The 19,166-nt window shown below is 65.0% G+C and carries 20 protein-coding genes; 9 read left to right on the forward strand and 11 right to left on the reverse strand.

The features are described from left to right. Positions 1–40 precede the first annotated feature (40 nt). From SMA01S_RS03200 to SMA01S_RS03220, 5 genes are all read left to right on the forward strand, one after another. Positions 41–820, forward strand: a complete 780-nt coding sequence (locus SMA01S_RS03200; RefSeq protein WP_066817189.1) for an IclR family transcriptional regulator — start codon at positions 41–43, stop codon at positions 818–820. A 144-nt stretch (positions 821–964) separates the two neighbouring features. Next, positions 965–3,424, forward strand: a complete 2,460-nt coding sequence (locus SMA01S_RS03205) for a TonB-dependent receptor (protein ID WP_169804175.1) — start codon at positions 965–967, stop codon at positions 3,422–3,424. Between the two features lie 128 nt (positions 3,425–3,552). After that, positions 3,553–4,440: a TauD/TfdA dioxygenase family protein gene (locus SMA01S_RS03210; protein WP_066817196.1), complete on the forward strand. Its 888-nt coding sequence runs from the start codon at positions 3,553–3,555 to the stop codon at positions 4,438–4,440. Then, the gene (locus SMA01S_RS03215; RefSeq protein WP_066817198.1) at positions 4,437–6,065 is read left to right on the forward strand and encodes a thiamine pyrophosphate-requiring protein; all 1,629 of its coding nucleotides are present in this window, start codon (positions 4,437–4,439) and stop codon (positions 6,063–6,065) included. The genes SMA01S_RS03210 and SMA01S_RS03215 overlap by 4 nt, the downstream gene beginning before the upstream one ends. Beyond that, a complete protein-coding gene (locus SMA01S_RS03220; protein WP_066817200.1) occupies positions 6,062–7,357 on the forward strand; it encodes a spinster family MFS transporter in 1,296 nt (431 codons plus the stop codon). Before SMA01S_RS03215 ends, SMA01S_RS03220 begins: the two co-directional genes overlap by 4 nt. 4 nt (positions 7,358–7,361) lie before the next feature. On the opposite strand, the gene ahpD is transcribed toward SMA01S_RS03220, so the two are convergent. Both ahpD and SMA01S_RS03230 read right to left on the reverse strand, forming a co-directional pair. Next, the gene (gene ahpD, locus SMA01S_RS03225) at positions 7,362–7,883 is read right to left on the reverse strand and encodes an alkylhydroperoxidase, AhpD family (RefSeq protein WP_066817201.1); all 522 of its coding nucleotides are present in this window, start codon (positions 7,881–7,883) and stop codon (positions 7,362–7,364) included. A 160-nt stretch (positions 7,884–8,043) separates the two neighbouring features. Then, entirely contained in the window at positions 8,044–8,589 is a 546-nt protein-coding gene (locus SMA01S_RS03230; RefSeq protein ID WP_066817203.1) for a peroxiredoxin, read from the reverse strand. Positions 8,590–8,744: 155 nt separating this feature from the next. Here SMA01S_RS03230 and SMA01S_RS03235 point away from each other — a divergent pair, with 155 nt between their 5' ends. Together SMA01S_RS03235 and SMA01S_RS03240 are read left to right on the forward strand one after the other, a co-directional pair. Further along, the gene (locus tag SMA01S_RS03235) at positions 8,745–9,644 is read left to right on the forward strand and encodes a hydrogen peroxide-inducible genes activator (RefSeq protein ID WP_066817205.1); all 900 of its coding nucleotides are present in this window, start codon (positions 8,745–8,747) and stop codon (positions 9,642–9,644) included. A gap of 97 nt (positions 9,645–9,741) precedes the next feature. Beyond that, positions 9,742–10,371, forward strand: a complete 630-nt coding sequence (locus tag SMA01S_RS03240; protein ID WP_066817206.1) for a fasciclin domain-containing protein — start codon at positions 9,742–9,744, stop codon at positions 10,369–10,371. A gap of 21 nt (positions 10,372–10,392) precedes the next feature. On the opposite strand, the gene SMA01S_RS03245 is transcribed toward SMA01S_RS03240, so the two are convergent. From SMA01S_RS03245 to pgsA, 3 genes are read right to left on the reverse strand one after another with little or no spacing between them, the layout of a single operon-like run. Continuing rightward, entirely contained in the window at positions 10,393–10,833 is a 441-nt protein-coding gene (locus SMA01S_RS03245) for a molybdenum cofactor biosynthesis protein MoaE (RefSeq protein ID WP_066817208.1), read from the reverse strand. Next, entirely contained in the window at positions 10,830–11,090 is a 261-nt protein-coding gene (moaD, locus tag SMA01S_RS03250) for a molybdopterin converting factor subunit 1 (protein WP_066817210.1), read from the reverse strand. The genes SMA01S_RS03245 and moaD overlap by 4 nt, the downstream gene beginning before the upstream one ends. Further along, a complete protein-coding gene (gene pgsA, locus SMA01S_RS03255; RefSeq protein ID WP_066812266.1) occupies positions 11,090–11,641 on the reverse strand; it encodes a CDP-diacylglycerol--glycerol-3-phosphate 3-phosphatidyltransferase in 552 nt (183 codons plus the stop codon). Before pgsA ends, moaD begins: the two co-directional genes overlap by 1 nt. A gap of 152 nt (positions 11,642–11,793) precedes the next feature. Between pgsA and SMA01S_RS03260 the strand changes: the two genes are divergently transcribed. Continuing rightward, positions 11,794–13,080, forward strand: coding sequence for an MFS transporter (locus SMA01S_RS03260; protein WP_066817213.1), 1,287 nt, complete (start codon positions 11,794–11,796; stop codon positions 13,078–13,080). A 22-nt stretch (positions 13,081–13,102) separates the two neighbouring features. On the opposite strand, the gene SMA01S_RS24430 is transcribed toward SMA01S_RS03260, so the two are convergent. Further along, positions 13,103–13,267, reverse strand: a complete 165-nt coding sequence (locus SMA01S_RS24430) for a hypothetical protein (RefSeq protein WP_157093768.1) — start codon at positions 13,265–13,267, stop codon at positions 13,103–13,105. Positions 13,268–13,378: 111 nt separating this feature from the next. Further along, entirely contained in the window at positions 13,379–14,440 is a 1,062-nt protein-coding gene (gene ocd / locus SMA01S_RS03265; RefSeq protein ID WP_281179132.1) for an ornithine cyclodeaminase, read from the reverse strand. A gap of 119 nt (positions 14,441–14,559) precedes the next feature. Here ocd and SMA01S_RS03270 point away from each other — a divergent pair, with 119 nt between their 5' ends. Continuing rightward, complete coding sequence (locus SMA01S_RS03270) at positions 14,560–14,979, forward strand: Lrp/AsnC family transcriptional regulator (RefSeq protein ID WP_084250018.1); 420 nt, start codon at positions 14,560–14,562, stop codon at positions 14,977–14,979. 163 nt (positions 14,980–15,142) lie between these two features. Here the strand turns inward: SMA01S_RS03270 and SMA01S_RS03275 are convergent, their stop codons facing one another. Genes SMA01S_RS03275 through SMA01S_RS03290 form a run of 4 tightly spaced genes read right to left on the reverse strand, consistent with a single transcriptional unit; the run spans position 15,143 to position 19,063 of the window. Beyond that, entirely contained in the window at positions 15,143–15,535 is a 393-nt protein-coding gene (locus SMA01S_RS03275; protein ID WP_066817216.1) for a cupin domain-containing protein, read from the reverse strand. Continuing rightward, positions 15,532–16,893 (reverse strand): NAD-dependent succinate-semialdehyde dehydrogenase, encoded by a 1,362-nt coding sequence (locus tag SMA01S_RS03280; protein ID WP_066817217.1) that lies wholly within the window; start codon positions 16,891–16,893, stop codon positions 15,532–15,534. The genes SMA01S_RS03275 and SMA01S_RS03280 overlap by 4 nt, the downstream gene beginning before the upstream one ends. Beyond that, the gene (locus SMA01S_RS03285; protein ID WP_066817218.1) at positions 16,890–17,930 is read right to left on the reverse strand and encodes an isocitrate/isopropylmalate dehydrogenase family protein; all 1,041 of its coding nucleotides are present in this window, start codon (positions 17,928–17,930) and stop codon (positions 16,890–16,892) included. Before SMA01S_RS03285 ends, SMA01S_RS03280 begins: the two co-directional genes overlap by 4 nt. Further along, entirely contained in the window at positions 17,927–19,063 is a 1,137-nt protein-coding gene (locus SMA01S_RS03290; RefSeq protein WP_066817220.1) for a PepSY-associated TM helix domain-containing protein, read from the reverse strand. Before SMA01S_RS03290 ends, SMA01S_RS03285 begins: the two co-directional genes overlap by 4 nt. Positions 19,064–19,166: the final 103 nt, after the last annotated feature.

Genomic DNA, 19,166 nt, shown 5'->3' on the forward strand with positions numbered 1-19,166 from the left:
AGATGAGGCGGCGCGATCGGTTCTGGGCTATCTTCCGCCGATGAGCTCGACTGGACCCAGGGCACCGCGCGGCGCGGCCGACAGGCTTGCCTATCTCCTCAAGCTCATCGCCGCGGGACCACCCCAGTTTACGCTCGGCGAGCTAGCGGCGGGCGCCGGTCTGCCGACCAGCTCGGTGCATCGCCTGCTTCAGGCGCTGGTGCGATCGGGACTGGTCGAGCGCGGTCATGGCCAGACATACCGCCCCGGGCGTGAACTACATCGTCTTGCCTCGCAGCTCGTGGCACGGTTCGACCTCGTCCGCTGCGCGACGCCGCTGCTGGAGGAGCTGGTGACCCAATGGCACGAGACGGCGGTCTTGTGCACTTACAGCCCGTCGATGCGGGCCGCGATCATCGCGGATGTGGTGATGACCCCTCACCCGCTTCGCTTCGCGGTCGAGCGCGGCGGTGAGGTCCAGTTGCCATGGGGATCGCTTGGCCGTGCCATTCTCGCCTTCCTGCCGCAGGGCGATACGGAAGCGATCATGCGCGAGGCCAAAGTCGGGCCGTTAAGCGGCCGCCCACGGTCGTCGCGCCCGGAGATGGAGGCGGAGCTGCAGCAGATCCGCGAGCGGGGTTTCGCCCGCTACTTCGATCCACGCTACGATATCGCCGGTATCGCGGCGCCCGTGTTCGGCGCCTTTGGCGAGATTTTGGGGTGTCTCGGCGTGACCATGCCGTCGAAGCGATACCAGCTCCATCTCGAAGACGATCTTGCCACGGCGGTGCGCGCATCCGCCGAGACGCTGAGCGGAATGGCCGCGATCTCGCACAGCTGATCACCCACTTTCCGTATTCCGGAATTGAACTTCCGGAATTTGGAATTGCCTTGACAGTTGATTGTTCAACATGTCCATCTCCGCTCCGGCGATGCCGCAAAGGCACGCGACGAACCCTAGGGGGGATGCACTATGGCAATTCGATTGACTGCGCTCCGTGCGGCTACTTCGATCCTCGCGCTTGCCGGCTCCATGTCCGTCGCCGCGCCCGCGCTGGCCCAAGACATGCAGGACACCAGCGCGCAGGATCAAAAGGACGAGCAAGCACCGTCCAAGGACGACATTGTCGTGACCGCGCAGTTCCGGTCGCAGAGGCTGCAGGACGCGCCGCTGGCGATCACCGCGGTGTCGGGAAGCATGCTCGAAGCACGCGGCCAGACCAGCATTGCCGATATCGGCAACCAAGCTCCCAACGTCACGCTGCGCCAGGCGCCCGCGACCTATGGCCCCGCGGTCGTCGCCTATATCCGCGGCGTCGGACAGCGCGACACCAGCTTTGCGCTCGAACCCGGCGTCGGCCTCTATATCGATGACGTCTATCTGCCGACGCTGCACGGTTCGTTGCTCGACCTGATCGATCTCGATCGGGTCGAGATCCTGCGCGGGCCGCAGGGCACGCTCGCCGGGCAGAATTCGATCGGCGGGGCGATCAAGCTCTATTCGAAGAAACCGGACGGCAAGGGCGGCGGCTATGTCCAGGCGACCTATGGCGCCTATAACCGGGTCGAATTGCGCGGCGCCGCCAACTTCACCATCCTGCCGGATCTCTTCGCACGCATCTCGGGCACGGCTGTCCACAAGGACGGCTATATCACGCGCTACGACTATGCCTGCACGCACCCAGGCACGGCGATCCCGTCGACTTTGGTCAATTCGCAATCGTGCAAGCTCGGAACCGAAGGCGGCAAGGACTATGTCGCGGGTCGCCTGGCCCTGCGGTATGAGCCGAGCAGCAACGTGACGCTCGATGTCGTGGCCGACATCACGCGGGACGACAGCGAGGCGGGGCCGACGACCCTGCTCTATGTCGGGCAGAACGCCAATCCCGGCGTCGCCAACACCGGATCGGCAACAACGGGGACCTCGGTTCCCGCCTATACGCTCAATGGCGTGCGATACGGCACCTCCACCGGATCGCAGTTCATCAGCTATTCGCCGTTCGGCAATTATGCGCAGGATACATTCAGCTCCAGCCCGTACGTAAGTTACGAAAATTACATGGAACTCAAGCCGCGCGACGGATCGGCGCCTTGGTCCGCCCCGATCAAATCGGCGATCAATTCCTGGGGCGTGTCAGGAAATCTGAAAGTCGATCTGTCGCCCGATTTCAGCATCACGTCGATCACCGCCTACCGTAAGTTCGATGGCGTCTACTCTTCGGCCGATGGGTCGCCCTTCTCGCCGACGCTGCAGGCGAGCCAGATCTACAATCGCCAGTTCAGCCAGGAGCTCAGGCTCAACGGCAATATCGGCTCGGCGTTCAACTTCACCGTCGGCGGCTATTATCTGCACAAGCGCAGCCAGAACATCACGCGGGTTACGCTCACGACGCTCAACTTCATCGAGAACAACAAGATTCCGGCGACCACCAAAGCCGTGTTCGCCAATGGCGATTGGGAGCCGCTCAAGAACCTCCATCTGGTCGGCGGCATCCGATATACCGACATGACCAAGAGCTTCATTTACGGGCGCAAGGGGATTCCCGGATCCTCGACGGGAGGGGCGACGCCGCCATCGATCGCCTCGCTCGACGGCCTGGTCGGGACATTCAAAGGCAATCGCGTCGATTGGCGCGCCGTCCTCCAATATCGCTGGTCGGACGAGATCATGACCTACGCCCAGGTCTCGACCGGCTTCAAGAGTGGCGGCGTCAATCCGCGGCCCTTCTTCCCGGCTCAGGCGCTGGCGTTCGGACCCGAGACGCTGACCGCGTATGAGGCGGGGTTCAAGAGCGATCTTTTCGACCGTCACATGCGGCTGAACGTCAGCGCGTTTCTCAACAAGTACAATGACATCCTTGTTACCGTGGCGAGTTGCCCGCTACCGGGCGTACCCGCGGCGCCTTGCGCGCTTCCGCTCAACGCCGGCAAGGCGGATGTGAAGGGCGCGGAAGCCGAATTGAGTTTGCACCCGGTCGATGGCTTCACCATCGACGCCTCGCTTGCCTACCTCTACTTCAAATACACCTCGATCTCGGCGGCCGCCGCGAGCTCCGGCATCGGCGTGGAAGACAAGGGCCAATATATCTCGCCCTGGCAGTGGAGCCTGGGTGCGCAATATGATTTCGAGTTCGCCAGCGGCGCAAAACTGACGCCGCGGATCGATATCGATCACCAGGACTCGTTCAATCGTAACGCGAACAATGTCGACGCCGTGACTGGCGGCAAGGACATCTTCGGCGAGGTGAAAGGACGGACGCTCGTCAATGCGAGACTCACCTTCCGGACGCCAAAGGACGATTGGTCGCTGGCGATCGAGGGCCGCAACCTTACCAACAAACTCTATTATACCGACATTTTCGACAATCGCGGGTCCACCAATTCGATCCAGGGCTCACCGGGCGAACCCCGGACCTGGGCTGTCACCCTCAAGCGGAAATTCTGAGCGAAGGCGAAAAAGCGCCGCCCCCCGGCTCTCGCCTCAATTCGAATCCAGTGGAGTTTGTCATGGTCTCTCAACCCAACCCCGTCACAACCGAAAGGGGAAGCGGGCCGATCGTCGCCGGGCTGCCGATGCCCGAATTTCATCGGATCGGCGTAAAGCCCATTTCGGGCGCCTGCGGATGCGAGATCAGCGGCGTCGACCTGCGCCGACCGCTCGATGACGAAACACTCGCCGAGGTCATGAAGGCGTTCGAACATTTTCTGGTGATCCTGTTCCGCGACCAGGATCTGACGCCGGAGCAGCACAAGCATTTTTCCCGCTATTTCGGCGAGATCACCGAACTGCCGCAGGCCCCGATCTATGACGGCCATCGCGACATGCAGGAGGTGCGCCGCGAAGCGCACGAGCCCGAGAATGTCGTGCCCTCGTTCGAGCATTTCCACACCGACAGCCCATTCCTCCTTCAACCGCCCAAATGCGTCGTCATGCGCGCGCTCGAGGTGCCGCAATGGGGCGGCGATACGGCGTTTTCGAACGCTTATCTCGTCTACGAACATATGTCCGACGGGCTGAAGGCGCTGCTCGACGGACTTCAGGTGGTGTATTCGGGCAAGGACATCTGGGCAAAGAATGCCAAGCTCGCACCCGAAAAGCGGCTGCGCCTGCGCGAGAGCCATGACTTTACCGAGGACGAACTCGAAAATATCCATCCCGCGGTGCGCGTCCATCCCGTGACGGGGCGCAAGGCGCTGTTCGCGACGACCGCTTACTTCAAGCGCTTCGTCGGATGGAGCGAGGAAGAAAGCCGCGCCTTGCTCGCCTATCTGCAGAGCCTGGCCCAGCACCTCCATTATCATTGCCGCGTGAAATGGAAGAAGGACACGCTGATCGTGTGGGACAACCGCTTCACGCTCCACCGCGGCGTGCATGATTTCCAATATGAGCGGCGGCATCTGGTCCGCACCACCGTGATCGGCGAGCGGCCACTGGGTCCATCGGACCTCATGCGATCATGAAGGTCAGCGCGGCGATCGCGGAAATACTCGCGCGCGAGGGGATCGACGTCATCTTCGGCTACCCGCGCAATGCAGTGCTCGAACAGGCAGCGGCGATCGGCATCCGCCCGATCATCGTCCGCCAGGAGCGCACCGGCGTGCACATGGCCGATGCGCTATCGCGGCTCACGCGCGGACGGCGGATGGGCGTGTTCGCGATGCAGCACGGCCCCGGCACCGAAAACGCCTATGGCGGCGTCGCCCAGGCCTATTCGGAAAGCGTACCGGTGCTGGTGCTGCCGCAGGGCTATGCCCGGCGGCTGGCGCACGTCCCCGACAATTACAACGCCAGCATTTCGATGCGCGACATCACCAAGACGTGCGAGCCGATCCTGCGCGCCGAGGATACGCCCGCCATCCTGCGCCGCGCGTTCAGCGCGCTGCGCAACGGGCGGCTTCGTCCCGCGCTCGTCGAAATGCCGTGGGACGTGCTCGACGAGGAACTCTCCGAACCGCTCGATTACACGCCCGTCGTCACTACCCGCAGCGCCCCCGACCCGGAGGCAATTGCCCGGGTGGCGGATCGTCTGGTCGCGGCGAAGCGGCTGGTCATCCATGCCGGGCAAGGCGTGCATTGGGCCGAAGCCTATGCCGAATTGCGCATACTCGCCGAATTGCTGGGCGCGCCGGTTTCGACGAGCCTCGAAGGCAAAAGCGCGTTCGACGAGACGCATCCGCTCGCGCTCGGCTCCGGCGGCGCGGCGATTCCGGGCCAGCTTCGCCATTTCCTCGACCGCGCCGACCTGATTCTCGGTATCGGCTGCAGCCTGTCCGAAACCGCGTTCGGGGTGGCGATGCCGGCAGGTGCGGCAATCGTTCACGCCACGCTCGATCCCGCCGACATCAACAAGAGCGTGCCCTGTATCGATGCGCTCATCGGCGATGCGAAGCTGACCCTCGCGATGCTGGTCGCGGCCTGTCGCGACCGGCTGGACGGCCCGCGCGATCCCGGCCCGGCTGCCCGCGAGATCGCCGAGGTCGAAGCCCAATGGCTCGCCGAATGGCTGCCGCTGCTCGAAAGCGATGACGCGCCGCTCAGCCCCTATCGCGTCTTGTGGGACCTGCAGCGCACTGTCGACGTCGCCAACACGATCATCACGCACGATGCGGGGTCGCCGCGCGACCAGCTCTCGCCTTACTGGAAGACGAGGTCGCCGCTCAGTTATATCGGTTGGGGCAAGACCACCCAGCTCGGCTATGGCCTCGGATTGGCGATGGGCGCCAAGCTCGCCTGTCCGGACAAGCTATGCATCAACGTCTGGGGCGACGCTGCGATCGGCTTCACCGGCATGGATTTCGAGACGGCGGCACGCGAGCGGCTGCCGATCCTGTCCATCCTGCTCAACAATTCGGCCATGGCGATCGAATTGCCGATCATGCCCGTGGCGACCGAACGTTTCCGCGCGACCGACATTTCGGGGAATTATGCCGACTTCGCGCGCGCGCTCGGCGGATATGGCGAGCGTGTCACCTCGCCCGACGAGATCATCCCCGCCATCCGGCGAGGGATCGCGGCGACCGAAGCCGGGCAACCGGCGCTGCTCGAATTCATCACCGCACAGGAAACACGGGCATCGCGCTTATGAGCAATTCCGGCGAAACGCGGCGCTGGCCGTGGTCGGCGACATGGCCGCTATTTGTCCTGACCCTGGTTTCGGTGTCGAACTATCTCGACCGTTCGCTGCTCGGCCTGGCGCTTCCCGCGATAAAGCGCGAGCTGGGGTCGTCCGACACCGTACTGGGATTGGTCTCGGGGCTGGCGTTCATTCTTTTCTACTCGTTGCTCGGCATTCCGATCGCCTGGGCAGCCGATCGCACCAACCGGCGCAACATCATCGCCGCGGGCCTCGCTTTCTGGAGCTTGATGACGGCGTGCACGGGATTGATCGGCGGCATCTGGCAATTGGCGGTGGTGCGGCTGCTGATGGGAGCCGGCGAAGCCTGCGGAACCGCCCCGTCCAATTCGCTGATCGCGGATCGCTTCCCGGCCGAACGGCGGCCCCTCGCGCTGGCTCTGTTCGGAACAGCCTCGCCTCTGGCCTTCATCCTGTTCTTCCCGCTCGCCGGGTGGATAGCGCAGACCTATGGCTGGCGGGCGATGTTCATCGCCATGGGGCTGCCGGGACTGTTGCTCGCGCTGCTGGTGATCTTCACGGTTCGCGAACCGGAACGGACCGTGCCGCCCCCCGCCCGCCTGCCGATCGCGCGTTCGTTGGCAACCGACCTGCGCGCACTCTTCGCCAACCGCTGCTTCACCTGGATCTTCGCCGGCGTGACCTTGATGGGGGCGAACATCTGGGCATCGGGGGCATGGGTGCCCTCCTTTTTCATGCGCGTGCACCATCTGAGCGTTGGCGACGTCGCGAATATCATCGGCCCGACGCGCGGGTTCATCGGCCTGTTGGGTATCTTGATCGGTGGCGTGCTGATCGATCGCTTGCCCAAGGAGCGTATCGCCTGGCGGGTAGGCCTTCCCGCGATCGCCTGCTTGCTGGCCGGCCCGGCCGAAGCGCTGTTCCTGCTCGGCAATTCGCATTCGGCCTGGCTGGGCGGCTTCGCGCTCAGCAGTTTCTTCATGCTGATCCATCAGGCGCCGATCTACGCCGCGGTGGTGAACATCGTCGGCGAGCGGCGCCGTGCGCTCGCCACGGCGGTCATCCTGCTCGGCGCGAGCCTGATCGGCGACGCGGCCGGCCCGACCGCCGTGGGCGTGCTCAACGATCTGCTTGCCCCGCGGTTCGGCGACGAAGCTATCCGTTATTCGATGCTGATCGTCGCCGTCACGCCCGTCTTCGCCGGGCTCTGCTTCTTGCGGGCGGCGACCCTCTATGCCGCGGCGGCAGGCGTCGGACCGGAGAGATCTGGCGCGAGGACCTAACGACTCACGCTATCGCGGCGTGAACCGTCGCGACTGCCTTCATCACCGCCGCCCAGCGCACCGCGTCCTGGATCGCCTGCGCCGTCACGCCGGCCTTCTTCAGCACATTCTCATGCGCGTCGATGCACAGGCCGCAGCCGTTCATCGCGCTGATCGCCAGACTGAACAGCTCGAAATCGTCCTTTTCGATGCCCGGCGCGCCGATCACGTTCATGCGCAGCTTGGCCGGCATGTTGGCATATTCCTTGTTCCCGGCGAGATGCGTGAAGCGGTAATAGACGTTGTTCATCGCCATCACCGCGGCCGCCGCACGCGCCGCGTTGGCGGCTTCGGGCGACAGCTTGCCGGCGACTTCCGCTTCGGCTGCTTCCACCAGCGGCTTGTGACCGGAGGCATGCGCACAGGCCAGGACCAGGCCGTATTTGCGCTGATCGCCGAGCGACGTCTCGTTGAGCAACGAACCGACATTGAGCCGGATGTCCTTGGCGAAATCGGGCAGCGACTGGGCGAAATCCTTGAGCGACATGCGATATGCTCCTCGCGGCGGTGATCGCCGGCGTTGGGAAGGCCCCGGCCGAAGCCGGGGCGAAAGGTCAGGAAGAAGGTGGCGCGGGGCCGAGGGGGGGAAAGACCCCGCGCCGGGGGATACGGCCCTGATCCAAGGCCGCATCTGTTAGACGAAGACGTTAGGCGGCAACCTTGAGGACGTCGTCGCCTTTATTCCAGTTGCACGGGCAAAGCTCGTCGGTCTGGAGCGCGTCGAGCACGCGCAGCGTCTCTTGCGGGTTGCGGCCGACGTTGAGGCCGTTGACCTGCACCGCCTGGATCACGCCATCGGGATCGACCGTGAAGGTGGCGCGATAAGCGACATTCTCATCGGCATCGAGGATGCCCAGCGCCGAGGCCAGCTTGCCGCCATTGTCGGCGATCCACGGGAAATCGGCCGCGGCGAGGTCGGGGTCCGACTTGCGCCACGCCAGGTGGACATGGCTGGTGTCGGTCGAGGCGCCGATCAGCACCGCGTCGCGATCCTCGAAATCGCCCTTGAGCCCGGCATAGCCGACAATCTCGGTCGGGCAGACGAAGGTGAAGTCCTTCGGCCAGTAGAACACGATCTTCCACTTGCCGGGAGCGGCGGTGGTGACGTCGATCGTCTCTCCGGCGGGCAAGGCGTCGACGCCCTGCTGGACGGGAACGGTGATAGCGGGGAACTTGTCTCCGACGGTCAACATGATTCTGGGCCTCCTGCCTGAATTGGGGTCGGCCTTCTTGGACATCCTCTCGAGGATCGGCGGGCCTTCAGGCCTCTTCCTGCGGGTCGCATATAGGCTGGCTTTTAAACGATCCAATAGGTTATTTACGGATCCTTGATCGAGTGAGACGATAAATGACGACCTACCTCCCTACCCTGAAACAGCTGCAATATCTCGTCGCGCTCAAGGACCACGGCCATTTCGGCCGCGCGGCCGAAGCCTGTTTCGTCACCCAATCGACCATGTCGGCGGGGATCCGCGAGCTCGAGACACTGATCGGCGTGACCCTGGTCGAGCGGACGCGGCGCGTCGTGCGCTTCACGCCGCTCGGCGACCGCATCGCCGACAAGGCTAGGCGCGTGATCCGAGAAGCGGAAGAGCTGGGCGACATGGCACGCGCTGCCGGCCGGCCGTTATCGGGGGAGATGCGCATGAGCGTCATCCCGACGATCGCGCCGTTCATGCTCCCCCACATCCTGCCGGTGCTGCGCCGCGACTATCCGGACCTGAAGCTGTTTCTGCGCGAGGAAACCACGGGCACGGCGTGCGAAGGCCTGCACAATGGCCGCACCGACTGCGTGTTGCTCGCGCTGCCTTATGCTTGCGGCGAGGTGACCGCGGCGCGGTTGTTCGACGACCGCCTGTTCGTCGCCTTTCCCGATAGCGAGCTACCCAATCCCCCCGCCAAGATTGCGGCGGCCGATATCGACGAGAATCGACTGCTTCTGCTCGAAGACGGACATTGCCTGAAGGATCACGCACTAGCGGCCTGCAACCGCCCCGAGCTGGGCGCGCACGCGATGATGATGGGAACGTCGCTCCACACTATCGTGCAGATGGTCGACAATGGATTGGGCGTGACGATGCTGCCCGAAATGGCGGTGCAATCGGGCATATTGGACAATACCGCGATTTCCGCGCGGCCGCTGGCGGGAGATCATGCCACGCGCACCATCGCGCTGGTGTGGCGGCGCGCATCGCCGCGCGAACGCGACTTTCGGCTGCTGGCCGACATCCTCAAGGCGGCGGCCTGACGCTTTTTCGCGTCGGGCGATGGGAAACCTAAGGGCCATCCGAGCGTATCCTGAAGGACACCCGGCACGGGTGCACCCATGAAAGGATGCTCATAGAATGAAGCTGTTGCGTATCCCGGCGCTCGTCCTCGCGCCGGTCCTTGCCCTTCCCGCTCTCGCCCAGACCACGCCCGCCGCACCGCCGGCCGGATCCGCACCGCAGGCGGCGACCCCTGCCCCCGCCGCCACCGCCGCTCCCAATCCTTCGGTCGGTGGCGCGCCGATGGACGCTACCAAGACCATCGTCGCCAACGCTTCCGCCGCGCCCAACCTCTCGACATTGGTCAAGGCGATTACCGCCGCGGATCTGACCGCCACCTTGTCGGGTCCAGGGCCGTACACCGTGTTCGCGCCGACCGACGACGCCTTCACGCGTCTACCGCCCGACACGCTCGCGCAGTTGATGAAGCCCGAGAACAAGGCGCTGCTGGCGAAGGTGCTGACCTATCACGTCGTGCCCGGCACGATCGATTTCGCCCAATTGAAGGCGCAGATCGCCGCCGGCAACGGCACCGCCACGCTGACCACCGTCGCCGGCCAGCCGCTCAAGGTGACGATCACCGGCAACAATGTCGTCACGCTGACCAGCGTCAACGGCAATGTCAGCTATCTGGAGACGCCCGACGTCCACCAGTCGAACGGCATCGTCCATGTCGTCAACGGCGTGCTGCTGCCCAAGCTGAACTGATCTCCGTCCGCGGCGCCGCGGTTACCGCTTCCAGCGGTCAGCGGCGTCGCGATCGCTGTCGCGCTCGCCGACCCAGCGCGCGTCCTGCCCACGCGTCTCTCGCTTCCAGAATGGCGCATCGGTCTTGAGGCGGTCGATCAGAAAGGCGCACGCCTCCAACGCCGCGGCGCGATGGGCCGCGGCGGTACCGACAAAGACGATGCGCTCGCCCGGCGTCATTGCGCCGACGCGATGGATCACGGTCGCCGCGGCCAGCGACCAGCGTTGGATCGCCTCCGCCGCCAGGTCGCTCAGCGCCTTTTCGGTGGCGACGGGATAATGTTCGAGGAACAGTTCTTCCACGCCATTATCGTCGCGCACCAGCCCGGTGAAGCTTGCCACCGCGCCGCCGCCGGCGCGCTCGAGCGCGCCCAGCTCCGCGGCGACGTCGATCGCCGCGTCGGTGACCCGGATCCGGATCATCCGCCGGTCACCGGCGGAAACAGCGCGATCTCGCGCGCTCCCGCAATCGACGCATCGAGCGGCACGAACAGCTGATCGACCGCCGCCCTCAGCCTGGTCTTGTCGCCCAGCGCCTCGGCATAGCCGCCGCCGCGCGCCGCGAGCCAATCGATCAGCCCGGCGACGTCGGCGATCTCGGCCGGCGGCGTCGCGCGTTCGTGGCCGATCCCGATGCTTTCGCGCACCCAGGCGAAATAGAGCAGGTCGATCGCCGCCATCAGTCCATGTGCTTCAGGCCGACGCGCAGATAGTCCCACCCGGTGACCAGGGTGAGCGCGGCGGCGCCCCACAAAGCGACCAGTCCGATGCTATGGACGATCGGCCAGGCAGGCAGCGCGCCCGCCAGGATCATCGCGCCGAGCGCGACGAGCTGGAGCGTCGTCTTCCATTTGGCGAGCTGCGACACCGGGACCGAGACCTGGAGACCGCCGAGGAATTCGCGCAACCCCGACACCATGATCTCGCGCGCCAGGATGATGATTGCCGCGATCACATGCCAACCGCCAATGTCGCGAGTCGCGACCAGCATCAGGACGACGGCGGCCACCATGATCTTGTCGGCGATCGGATCGAGGAAGATGCCGAGCTTCGACACCGTCCCCTGGGCACGGGCGAGATAGCCGTCGAGATAGTCGGTCAGCGCGATCACCGCATAGAGGACGAAGGCGAACGCATAGCCGAGCGCCCAGCCCGGCCACCACAAGAAGGCGACGAGCAAGGGCACGCCGAGGATGCGCGACAGGGTCAGGATGTTGGGGAGAGTCCACATGATCGCACTTCCTAAGGTGTGTACCCTCAACCGGCAATGTCGGCGGAAGTGCCCCGCGCCAAACCACATTTACCAATTGAACGATTGTCGCTGCCTATGCCGCTCGGCTAAGGGACCGGCTTCTTTCGCCACGACGGGGCCCCAAACTCGTAATGCATAGTGCGCTCGGCTTGTTGAAGGAGCGCCGATTCCTGCCGCTGTTCGTCACGCAGTTCCTCGGTGCCTTCAACGATAATCTGTTCAAACAGGCGATGGTCATCGTCGTGGTTTATCAGATTTACAACAACCCCCAGTACGAACAGAGCTTCACCGCGCTTGCCACCGCGATCAGCATCATACCCTTCTTCCTGCTGTCCGCGCTTGCCGGACAGCTCGCTGACGCCAACGACAAGAGCAAGATCATCCGCATCGTCAAGACCGCGGAAATCGTGATCATGGTGGTCGGCGGCAGCGGGCTGCTGCTCGCCAAAGCAGGCCATACCGTCATCGGCATGGCATTCATGCTGACCGCGGTGCTGGCGCTCGGCATCCACTCGACCTTTTTCGGCCCGATCAAATACGCGATCCTGCCGCAGCATCTGGAAGAGGATGAAGTGCTGGGCGGTACCGGGCTAGTCGAATCGGCGACCTATCTGGCGATCCTGCTCGGAACCGTGCTCGCCGGCTTCATGAAGGTCGAACACGCGGTGATCGGCACGTTGGTCGTCGCGGCAATCGGCTGGTTCGCGGGACGCCGGGTGCCGCCGGCGCCGCGCGTCGGCCCCGAGCTCAAGATCAACTACAATCCCTTCACCTCGTCCTGGCGCCTGATCAGCGGGACGATGCACATTCCGCGCCTGTTCCTGGCGATCTGCGCGATCAGCTTTTTCTGGACGATGGGCGCGGTGCTGATCATCATCTTCACGCCGCTGGCCAAGAACGTGCTGACCGCCGACAAGCATGTCGCGACCCTGCTGACCGCTTTATTCTCGATCGGCATCGCGATCGGATCGGTCGCGATCAACTCGCTGCTCAAGGGCCATACCTCGGCCAAATACGGCCCCGCCTCGGTCCTGATCATGGGCGGGTTCGTCGTCCTGTTCTCGATCCTCTGCAAGACGTGGCCGCCCGCGGTCGGCCATTATTACGGCTGGCTGGAATTCATCGCGATGCCCCGCGCGCTGCTGGTGATCGGCGCCTTGATGGGGATCGCGATCTTCGGCGGGATGTTCGTCGTGCCGCTCTACGCCTTCCTGACGACGACGGTGACCAAGGACGAGACGTCGCGGACGGTCGCGGCCAACAATGTCGTCAATTCGGGCTCGATGGCGATCGGCGCGGCCATGGTCACCGCGCTGTCGCATGTCGGCGTGACCCCGACCAACATGCTGTTCGTCGTCGCCGCGATGTGTCCGGTCTCGGCCTGGCTCGCGCAGAAGCTGCACAAGGCCTGCGACTAGCCGAAGCCGGCGGCGCAGCGCGTCAAAGGATGAGCGTGTAGATACAGATGAAGAAGGCGGTGAAGCTCAATACGAAGAGCTTCAGGTCGCCATCGTCATTACGTCGCCGCGTCTCGCCGCCAAGCCCGAGCCGACGGCGGAAGGAATGGCTGGCCCCGCGCGGGGCGAGTTGGAGATACCCTGGCATAGCCAGTAGTTAACGCGCCATTTACGATTCCGGCCATCGTTAAGATTGGTTAACCACTGTCCTTAGATGGGACGACCGCGAAGGAACTTTTTGGCGGGCCTTCGGCGATACTCAAGCTTGGCGCGCAAGCAGGGTTTCGGCGCCACCCGCCACTGTCGATCCAGCTCCGGTAAGCACGCCGAACAGGTCGCGCGGATCGCTCGGCCGAGCGAGCAGGTCTATATTGCTGTAGAGCCCCGCTTCGCCCACCACGTCGTCGAGATAGCGCAGTGCCGAGAAATCCTCGATCGCGAAGCCGACCGAATCGAACAAGGTGATCTCGTCGCGATGCGCGCGACCCGGGGTCTCGCCGGCAATCACGCGCCACAATTCCGTTGCCGGAAAGTCGGCCGGTTTCTGCTGGATCTCGCCCTCGATCCGCGTTTGGGGCAAATATTCGACGAACACGCTGGCGCGGTCGAGGATCGCATCCTGGAGCTCGGTCTTGCCCGGACAATCGCCGCCGACCGCGTTGATGTGCACGCCCGAGCCGATCATGTTGTCTGACAGGATCGTCGCGCGCTTCTTGTCCGCGGTCACCGTGGTGACGATGTCGGCGCCTTCGACCGCTTCCTGCGCGGACGGCGCGACGGTGATCGCGAAATCGCGATCGGCCATGTTGGCGCGGAATTTCGCGGTCGCGGCGGGATCGACGTCGTAGATGCGCAGGCGGTCGATGCCGAGCAACGCGCGGAACGCCTCCGCCTGGAATTCGGCCTGCGCCCCCAGCCCGATGATCGCCATCGTCCGCGCGCCGGGCCGGGCGAGATAGGTCGCGGCCAGCGCCGACATTGCCGCGGTGCGCAGCGCAGTCATGATCGTCATCTCCGCGATCAATCGCGGATAGCCGGTCGCGACGTCCGCCAGCACGCCGAACCCGGTCACCGTCTGCAGCCCCGCCGCCTGATTGGCGGGATGGCCGTTGACATATTTGAACCCGAAATCCTGCTTGTCGGCGATCGGCATCAGCTCGATCACGCCGCCGGGCGAATGGCTGGCGTAGCGCGGCGATTTGTCGAATTCGGGCCAGCGGCCATAATCCGCCGCGATATAATCGGCCAGCTCGCGGAGCAGATTGCCCAGCCCCTTGCGCCGGACCAGTTCAACGACGTGAGCTACCTCGACTAAGCGCATGACCATCATCCTTTCGAGCGAGGATGCTAGGACGGCGAAACGCTCCACATAATTGCATTACTGCTGGATAAAAATACAACGGCGGTGCAGAATGCTCAGCCGCAAGGAGCATTTCGATCATGCAGGAGCTCGACTCGACCGACCGGCGGCTGATCGCCGAATTGCGCAAGGACGGCCGGGCGCCGATGGCGCAACTCGCGACGCGCATCGGCATCTCGCGCGCGACCGCCGAGAAGCGCGTGGCGCGGATGGTCGAGAATGGCACGATCCTGGGCTTCACCGTTCGTGCGCGCGACGAGACGTCGAGCATCCGCGCGGTGATGATGATCGAAGTGGCGGGCCGCGCGACCAGCGCGGTGATCCGCAATCTGAAGGAAATCCCCGAGCTCCACACGCTCCACACTACCAATGGCGGCTGGGACCTGATCGCCGAATTGCGCGCGGACAGCCTGGGCGATTTCGACCGCGTGCTGCGCGAGGTGCGGCTGATCGATGGGGTGTTGAACAGCGAGACGAGTTTGCTGCTGAGTTCGGCGTGAGGGGAGGGACAGCCCGTCCCCACACACCGTCATCCCCGCGAAAGCGGGGACCCATCTCCGGCACTCGAGTGCATTACGGCCGTCAGTTGTTGTTGCCCGTCCATGAGATGGGCCCCCGCTTTCGCGGGGGTGACGAACGGATTTGCGGCACCGCGGAGCAGCCCTACCGTTCCTCGTCGATCCGCGTCGTCACCCCGGTTGCGACGATCGTCCGCGTCGCGTCGATCGAGGCATAGGTCCAGAAGATCGCCATTTCCTCGCTGTCCGACATATTGCGGAAGCAATGCGGGATTTCCGCCGGGATCCAGCTGGTGTCGTTGGGCGAGACGGGATGATCGGTGCCGTCGATATGCGCGACGCCGCTGCCCGACAGCACGACGACGCATTCCTCGCAATTGTGCGTGTGGAGCGGTACCGCGGCGCCCGGCGCGATCCGCGTAATGCCCGTCAGCATCGCACGCGACCCGCGCCCGGCGGTGACGAGCGGCGTGGTGACGATGCCGCCGCCGCGATCCTTGACCGGCAGACCCTGGGGGGTGAGGACGATCGGGGTCATGCGGCGCTCCGGATGGTCTTGGCGTTGGTGAATTCGCGCAGGCCCAGGTCGCCGAGCTCGCGGCCATAGCCCGATGCCTTGATCCCGCCGAACGGGACGCGCGGATCGGACGCGACCATGGCGTTGACGAACACCGCCCCGGCGTCGATCCGACGCGCGAGCTCGATCCCGCGCCGGGTGTCGCGCGTCCAGATCGAGGCGCCGAGCCCGAACGCGGTACGGTTGGCGAGCGCCACCGCCTCCTCGGTATCGCGCGCACGGATGATCGCGGCGGCGGGGCCGAACGTCTCCTCGTCGAACGCCGCCATGCCCGGTGCGACATGGTCGAGGATGGTCGGCCGGTAGAAGAACCCCGCCCCCTCGCCCATCGATCCACCGATCACGGGCCGCGCGCCGGCGGCAATGCTCCGCTCTACCTGATCGGCGATTGTGGCACGCAAATTGGCGCGGGCGAGCGGCCCGAGCGTGGTGCCTTCGGCCATTGGATCGCCGAGAATCAGCGCACTCGACTTTGCCGCAAAGGCCTCGACGAACGCATCGGCCACGGCGGCATCGACGATGAAGCGCTTGGCATTGACGCAGCTTTGCCCGGCATTGGTGAAGCGCGCCGTCACCGCCATCGTCGCCGCGCGATCGATATCGGCATCGGCGAGCACGACGAACGGATCCGATCCGCCGAGTTCGAGCACCTGCTTCTTGAGCGCATTGCCCGCCTGCCCCGCGACGATCATCCCGACCTGGGTCGACCCGGTCAGCGTGACCGCGGCGATGCGCGGATCGGCGATCAGCCGGCCGACCGTCTCGGGCTCGACGCGCAGACTGGCGAACAGCCCCTCAGGCGCACCCGCCTCGGCGACGATCCGCTCGATCGAGATCGCGCATTGCGGGACGTTGGCGGCGTGCTTGAGGATCGCGCCATTGCCTGCGGCGAAGGCGGGTGCGAGGAAGCGCACGACCTGCCAGATCGGATAATTCCACGGCATGATCGCCAGCACCACGCCGAGCGGCTCATAGGCGACGAAGGCGCCCGGCGCGTCCTTGACCGGCGCGTCGGCGAGCATGCCGGCGGCGGCATCGGCGTAGAAATCGCAATTGAGCGCGCATTTCGCGACCTCGGCGCGCGCCTCCGCAATCGGCTTGCCCATTTCCTCGGTGACGATGGCGGCAAGCGCGTCACGCTCGCGGCGGAACCCGACGGCAAGCCGCTTCAGCAAGGTGCGGCGCTCGTCATGCGACGTCCAGCGCCACGCGCGCTGCGCGGCGACGGCGCGGTCGAGCGCGGCATCGACCGCGCGGTCATCGTGCAGCTCGAACTCGGCGATCGCCTCGCCCGTCGCGGGATTGATCGTCACGTTCATAGCGCGCCGACTACCGCCTGGGCGAAGGCATCGGTGCCGAGCGGTCCACCGACATCGCGCGTCCGCATCTGCGGATCGTCGAGAACCCGGTCGACCGCGCGCTCGATCCGCGTGGCGGCATCGGCCAGTGCGGCGTCCGACTTCCGCCGCCCGAGCCAGTCGAGCAGCATCGCCGCCGACAGGATGAGCGAGGTCGGGTTGGCGACACCCTTGCCGGCGATATCGGGCGCCGAACCATGCTGCGCTTGCGCGACGCAGATGTCATCGCCGGCGTTGATCGATCCGCCCAGCCCCAGGCTGCCGCTGAGTTCCGAGGCTTCGTCAGACAGAATATCGCCGAACATGTTGGTCGTGACGATGACATCGAACCGCGCCGGATCGCGCACTAGCAACGCCGCAGCGGCGTCGACGATCACTTCGTCGAGCGTCACCGTCGGGAACTCGGCGGCGACGGCGCGCACTTCGCGCAGGAACAGGCCGTCGGTCAGCTTGAGCACGTTCGCCTTGTGCACGACGGTCAGCTTGCCGCTCCGCGCCGCGGCGATCTCGCATGCGGCGCGTGCCACCCGGCGCGACGCCAAGGCGGTGATCTTGCGGATCGAGAAGGCGCTGTCGGCGTCGGGCATGAATTCTCCCGGCCCGGCATACATGCTGCGGTCGGCATAGAAGCCTTCGGTATTCTCGCGCACGATCACCAGGTCCATCGGTTGGCGCAGGATGCTGAGCCCTTCGCGCGACCGGCACGGCCGGACGTTGGCGTAGAGCTGGAACCCGGTGCGCAACGCCGCCGACGGATTGGGCTGGCCGGCGGGATAGGTGTAGTGCGACACCGGCCCCAGGATCACGCCATCGGCTTGCGGCACGGCCGCCATCACCGCGTCCGGCAGGGTCGATCCCGATGCCGCCAGGCTCGCCTCACCGATCGCCATTTCGTCGAAGGTCACGCTGCCGCCCGTCGCCGCACGCACGACCGCGGTCGTCGAGGCGGTGATCTCGGGCCCGATCCCATCGCCGGGCAGCACCAGCAACCGCGTCATTGGCCGACAACCTTCATCGCAACTTTCTCCCCTTGATCCTTGGCGCGCGCGGCTTTGCGCGCTCGCTCCCGCCGCGTGCGCGTGAACCACAGCCACAAACCGCTGAGTGCCATGCCGAACAAAGTGAGGCCGGTGAGCAGCATGATCGCCTGGGTCACTGCCCCGCCCCACAATCCGGTATGGACGGTGTAGACCCAGTCGAGGAACTCGGCCCCGCCCGATTGCCTGCCCGCGACATAGTGCGCGAGCTCGCTGCCGTCATAGCGGTTGAAATAGACCTGGTTGGTACCGTCGGCGCGGATCGTGTGATTGCTGCCAAGGAACACCGCGACGACGCGGCCGCCGCTCGAAAAACGCAATTGGCGCAGCGGGGTGTCGCCATAGACCGCCTTGGCCCGGGCGATCAGCGGATCGACGGGAACCATCGCCGGGCCATCGCTCTTGGCGACCTTGGGTGACGGGCGGCTCTCGGTTGTCGCCACCAGGTTCATGCCCGTACGGACCTGTTCCTTCCACACCATCAGCACGCCGGTAGTCGCCGACATCAACAGGATGAGCGCGACCCCGCCGCCGACCGCGCGGTGCAAGGTCCGCCAGCGCAGATCATTGCTGCCGTCGAGCTTGACGCGGAACCCCTGCTTCAGCCGCTTCCGGCCAGGCCACCAATAGGAAAACCCCATGATCGTCAGGAACAGCAGCGAGACCCCTTCGATTCCGATCAGCGTTTCGCCGACCGGTCCCGACAGCAATTGCTCGTGGATGTTGAAGATGAACTCGAGCGGCCAGGCGGTGGCGGTGCCGTCATGAATGACATGACCATCGAATGGATCGATAGCGGTCAGCCAGCGTGCCTTCGTGATGGTCGATTTGACGATCACCGCCTGGTTGGCGGCATCGGGAAATTCGACGCGCGTCAGCTCGGCATCGGGGTGTGCGCGATGGAACGCATCGAGCAGGCCCTGCACCGGCAATCGCGCCGGACGCTCCGGCACGATCAGCGACGGGACGACGACCGGCTCGAGCGCATCGCGAAACGCCATGATCGCGCCGGTCAGCCCCTGGACCATCAGAAACAGCCCGACCGTGAGGCCCAGCCAGCGATGCCATTTCAGATAGGTTGGTTTTCGGATCACGCCGCACCGGGAAAGTCAGAGAGTCGGAACAAGCACGAGACAGCGCCCGAGCCCGTTCGCGGTCGATAGGCAAATTTTGAACTATTGACAAGAATAATACAAA

The sequence above is a fragment of the Sphingomonas mali NBRC 15500 genome (genome assembly GCF_001598415.1).
In the GTDB taxonomy this organism is placed as follows: Bacteria; Pseudomonadota; Alphaproteobacteria; order Sphingomonadales; family Sphingomonadaceae; genus Sphingomonas; species Sphingomonas mali.

Excerpts from the sequence above, each read along its gene's own strand:
- SMA01S_RS03200 (WP_066817189.1), top strand. The coding sequence starts at position 41 with ATGAGCTCGACTGGACCCAGGGCACCGCGCGGCGCGGCCGACAGGCTT.
- SMA01S_RS03210 (WP_066817196.1), top strand. The coding sequence starts at position 3,553 with ATGCCCGAATTTCATCGGATCGGCGTAAAGCCCATTTCGGGCGCCTGC.
- SMA01S_RS03215 (WP_066817198.1), top strand. The coding sequence starts at position 4,437 with ATGAAGGTCAGCGCGGCGATCGCGGAAATACTCGCGCGCGAGGGGATC.
- SMA01S_RS03220 (WP_066817200.1), top strand. The coding sequence starts at position 6,062 with ATGAGCAATTCCGGCGAAACGCGGCGCTGGCCGTGGTCGGCGACATGG.
- ahpD (WP_066817201.1), bottom strand. The coding sequence starts at position 7,883 with ATGTCGCTCAAGGATTTCGCCCAGTCGCTGCCCGATTTCGCCAAGGAC.
- SMA01S_RS03230 (WP_066817203.1), bottom strand. The coding sequence starts at position 8,589 with ATGTTGACCGTCGGAGACAAGTTCCCCGCTATCACCGTTCCCGTCCAG.
- SMA01S_RS03235 (WP_066817205.1), top strand. The coding sequence starts at position 8,745 with ATGACGACCTACCTCCCTACCCTGAAACAGCTGCAATATCTCGTCGCG.
- SMA01S_RS03240 (WP_066817206.1), top strand. The coding sequence starts at position 9,742 with ATGAAGCTGTTGCGTATCCCGGCGCTCGTCCTCGCGCCGGTCCTTGCC.
- SMA01S_RS03245 (WP_066817208.1), bottom strand. The coding sequence starts at position 10,833 with ATGATCCGGATCCGGGTCACCGACGCGGCGATCGACGTCGCCGCGGAG.
- moaD (WP_066817210.1), bottom strand. The coding sequence starts at position 11,090 with ATGGCGGCGATCGACCTGCTCTATTTCGCCTGGGTGCGCGAAAGCATC.
- pgsA (WP_066812266.1), bottom strand. The coding sequence starts at position 11,641 with ATGTGGACTCTCCCCAACATCCTGACCCTGTCGCGCATCCTCGGCGTG.
- SMA01S_RS03260 (WP_066817213.1), top strand. The coding sequence starts at position 11,794 with ATGCATAGTGCGCTCGGCTTGTTGAAGGAGCGCCGATTCCTGCCGCTG.
- SMA01S_RS24430 (WP_157093768.1), bottom strand. The coding sequence starts at position 13,267 with ATGCCAGGGTATCTCCAACTCGCCCCGCGCGGGGCCAGCCATTCCTTC.
- ocd (WP_281179132.1), bottom strand. The coding sequence starts at position 14,440 with ATGCGCTTAGTCGAGGTAGCTCACGTCGTTGAACTGGTCCGGCGCAAG.
- SMA01S_RS03270 (WP_084250018.1), top strand. The coding sequence starts at position 14,560 with ATGCAGGAGCTCGACTCGACCGACCGGCGGCTGATCGCCGAATTGCGC.
- SMA01S_RS03275 (WP_066817216.1), bottom strand. The coding sequence starts at position 15,535 with ATGACCCCGATCGTCCTCACCCCCCAGGGTCTGCCGGTCAAGGATCGC.
- SMA01S_RS03280 (WP_066817217.1), bottom strand. The coding sequence starts at position 16,893 with ATGAACGTGACGATCAATCCCGCGACGGGCGAGGCGATCGCCGAGTTC.
- SMA01S_RS03285 (WP_066817218.1), bottom strand. The coding sequence starts at position 17,930 with ATGACGCGGTTGCTGGTGCTGCCCGGCGATGGGATCGGGCCCGAGATC.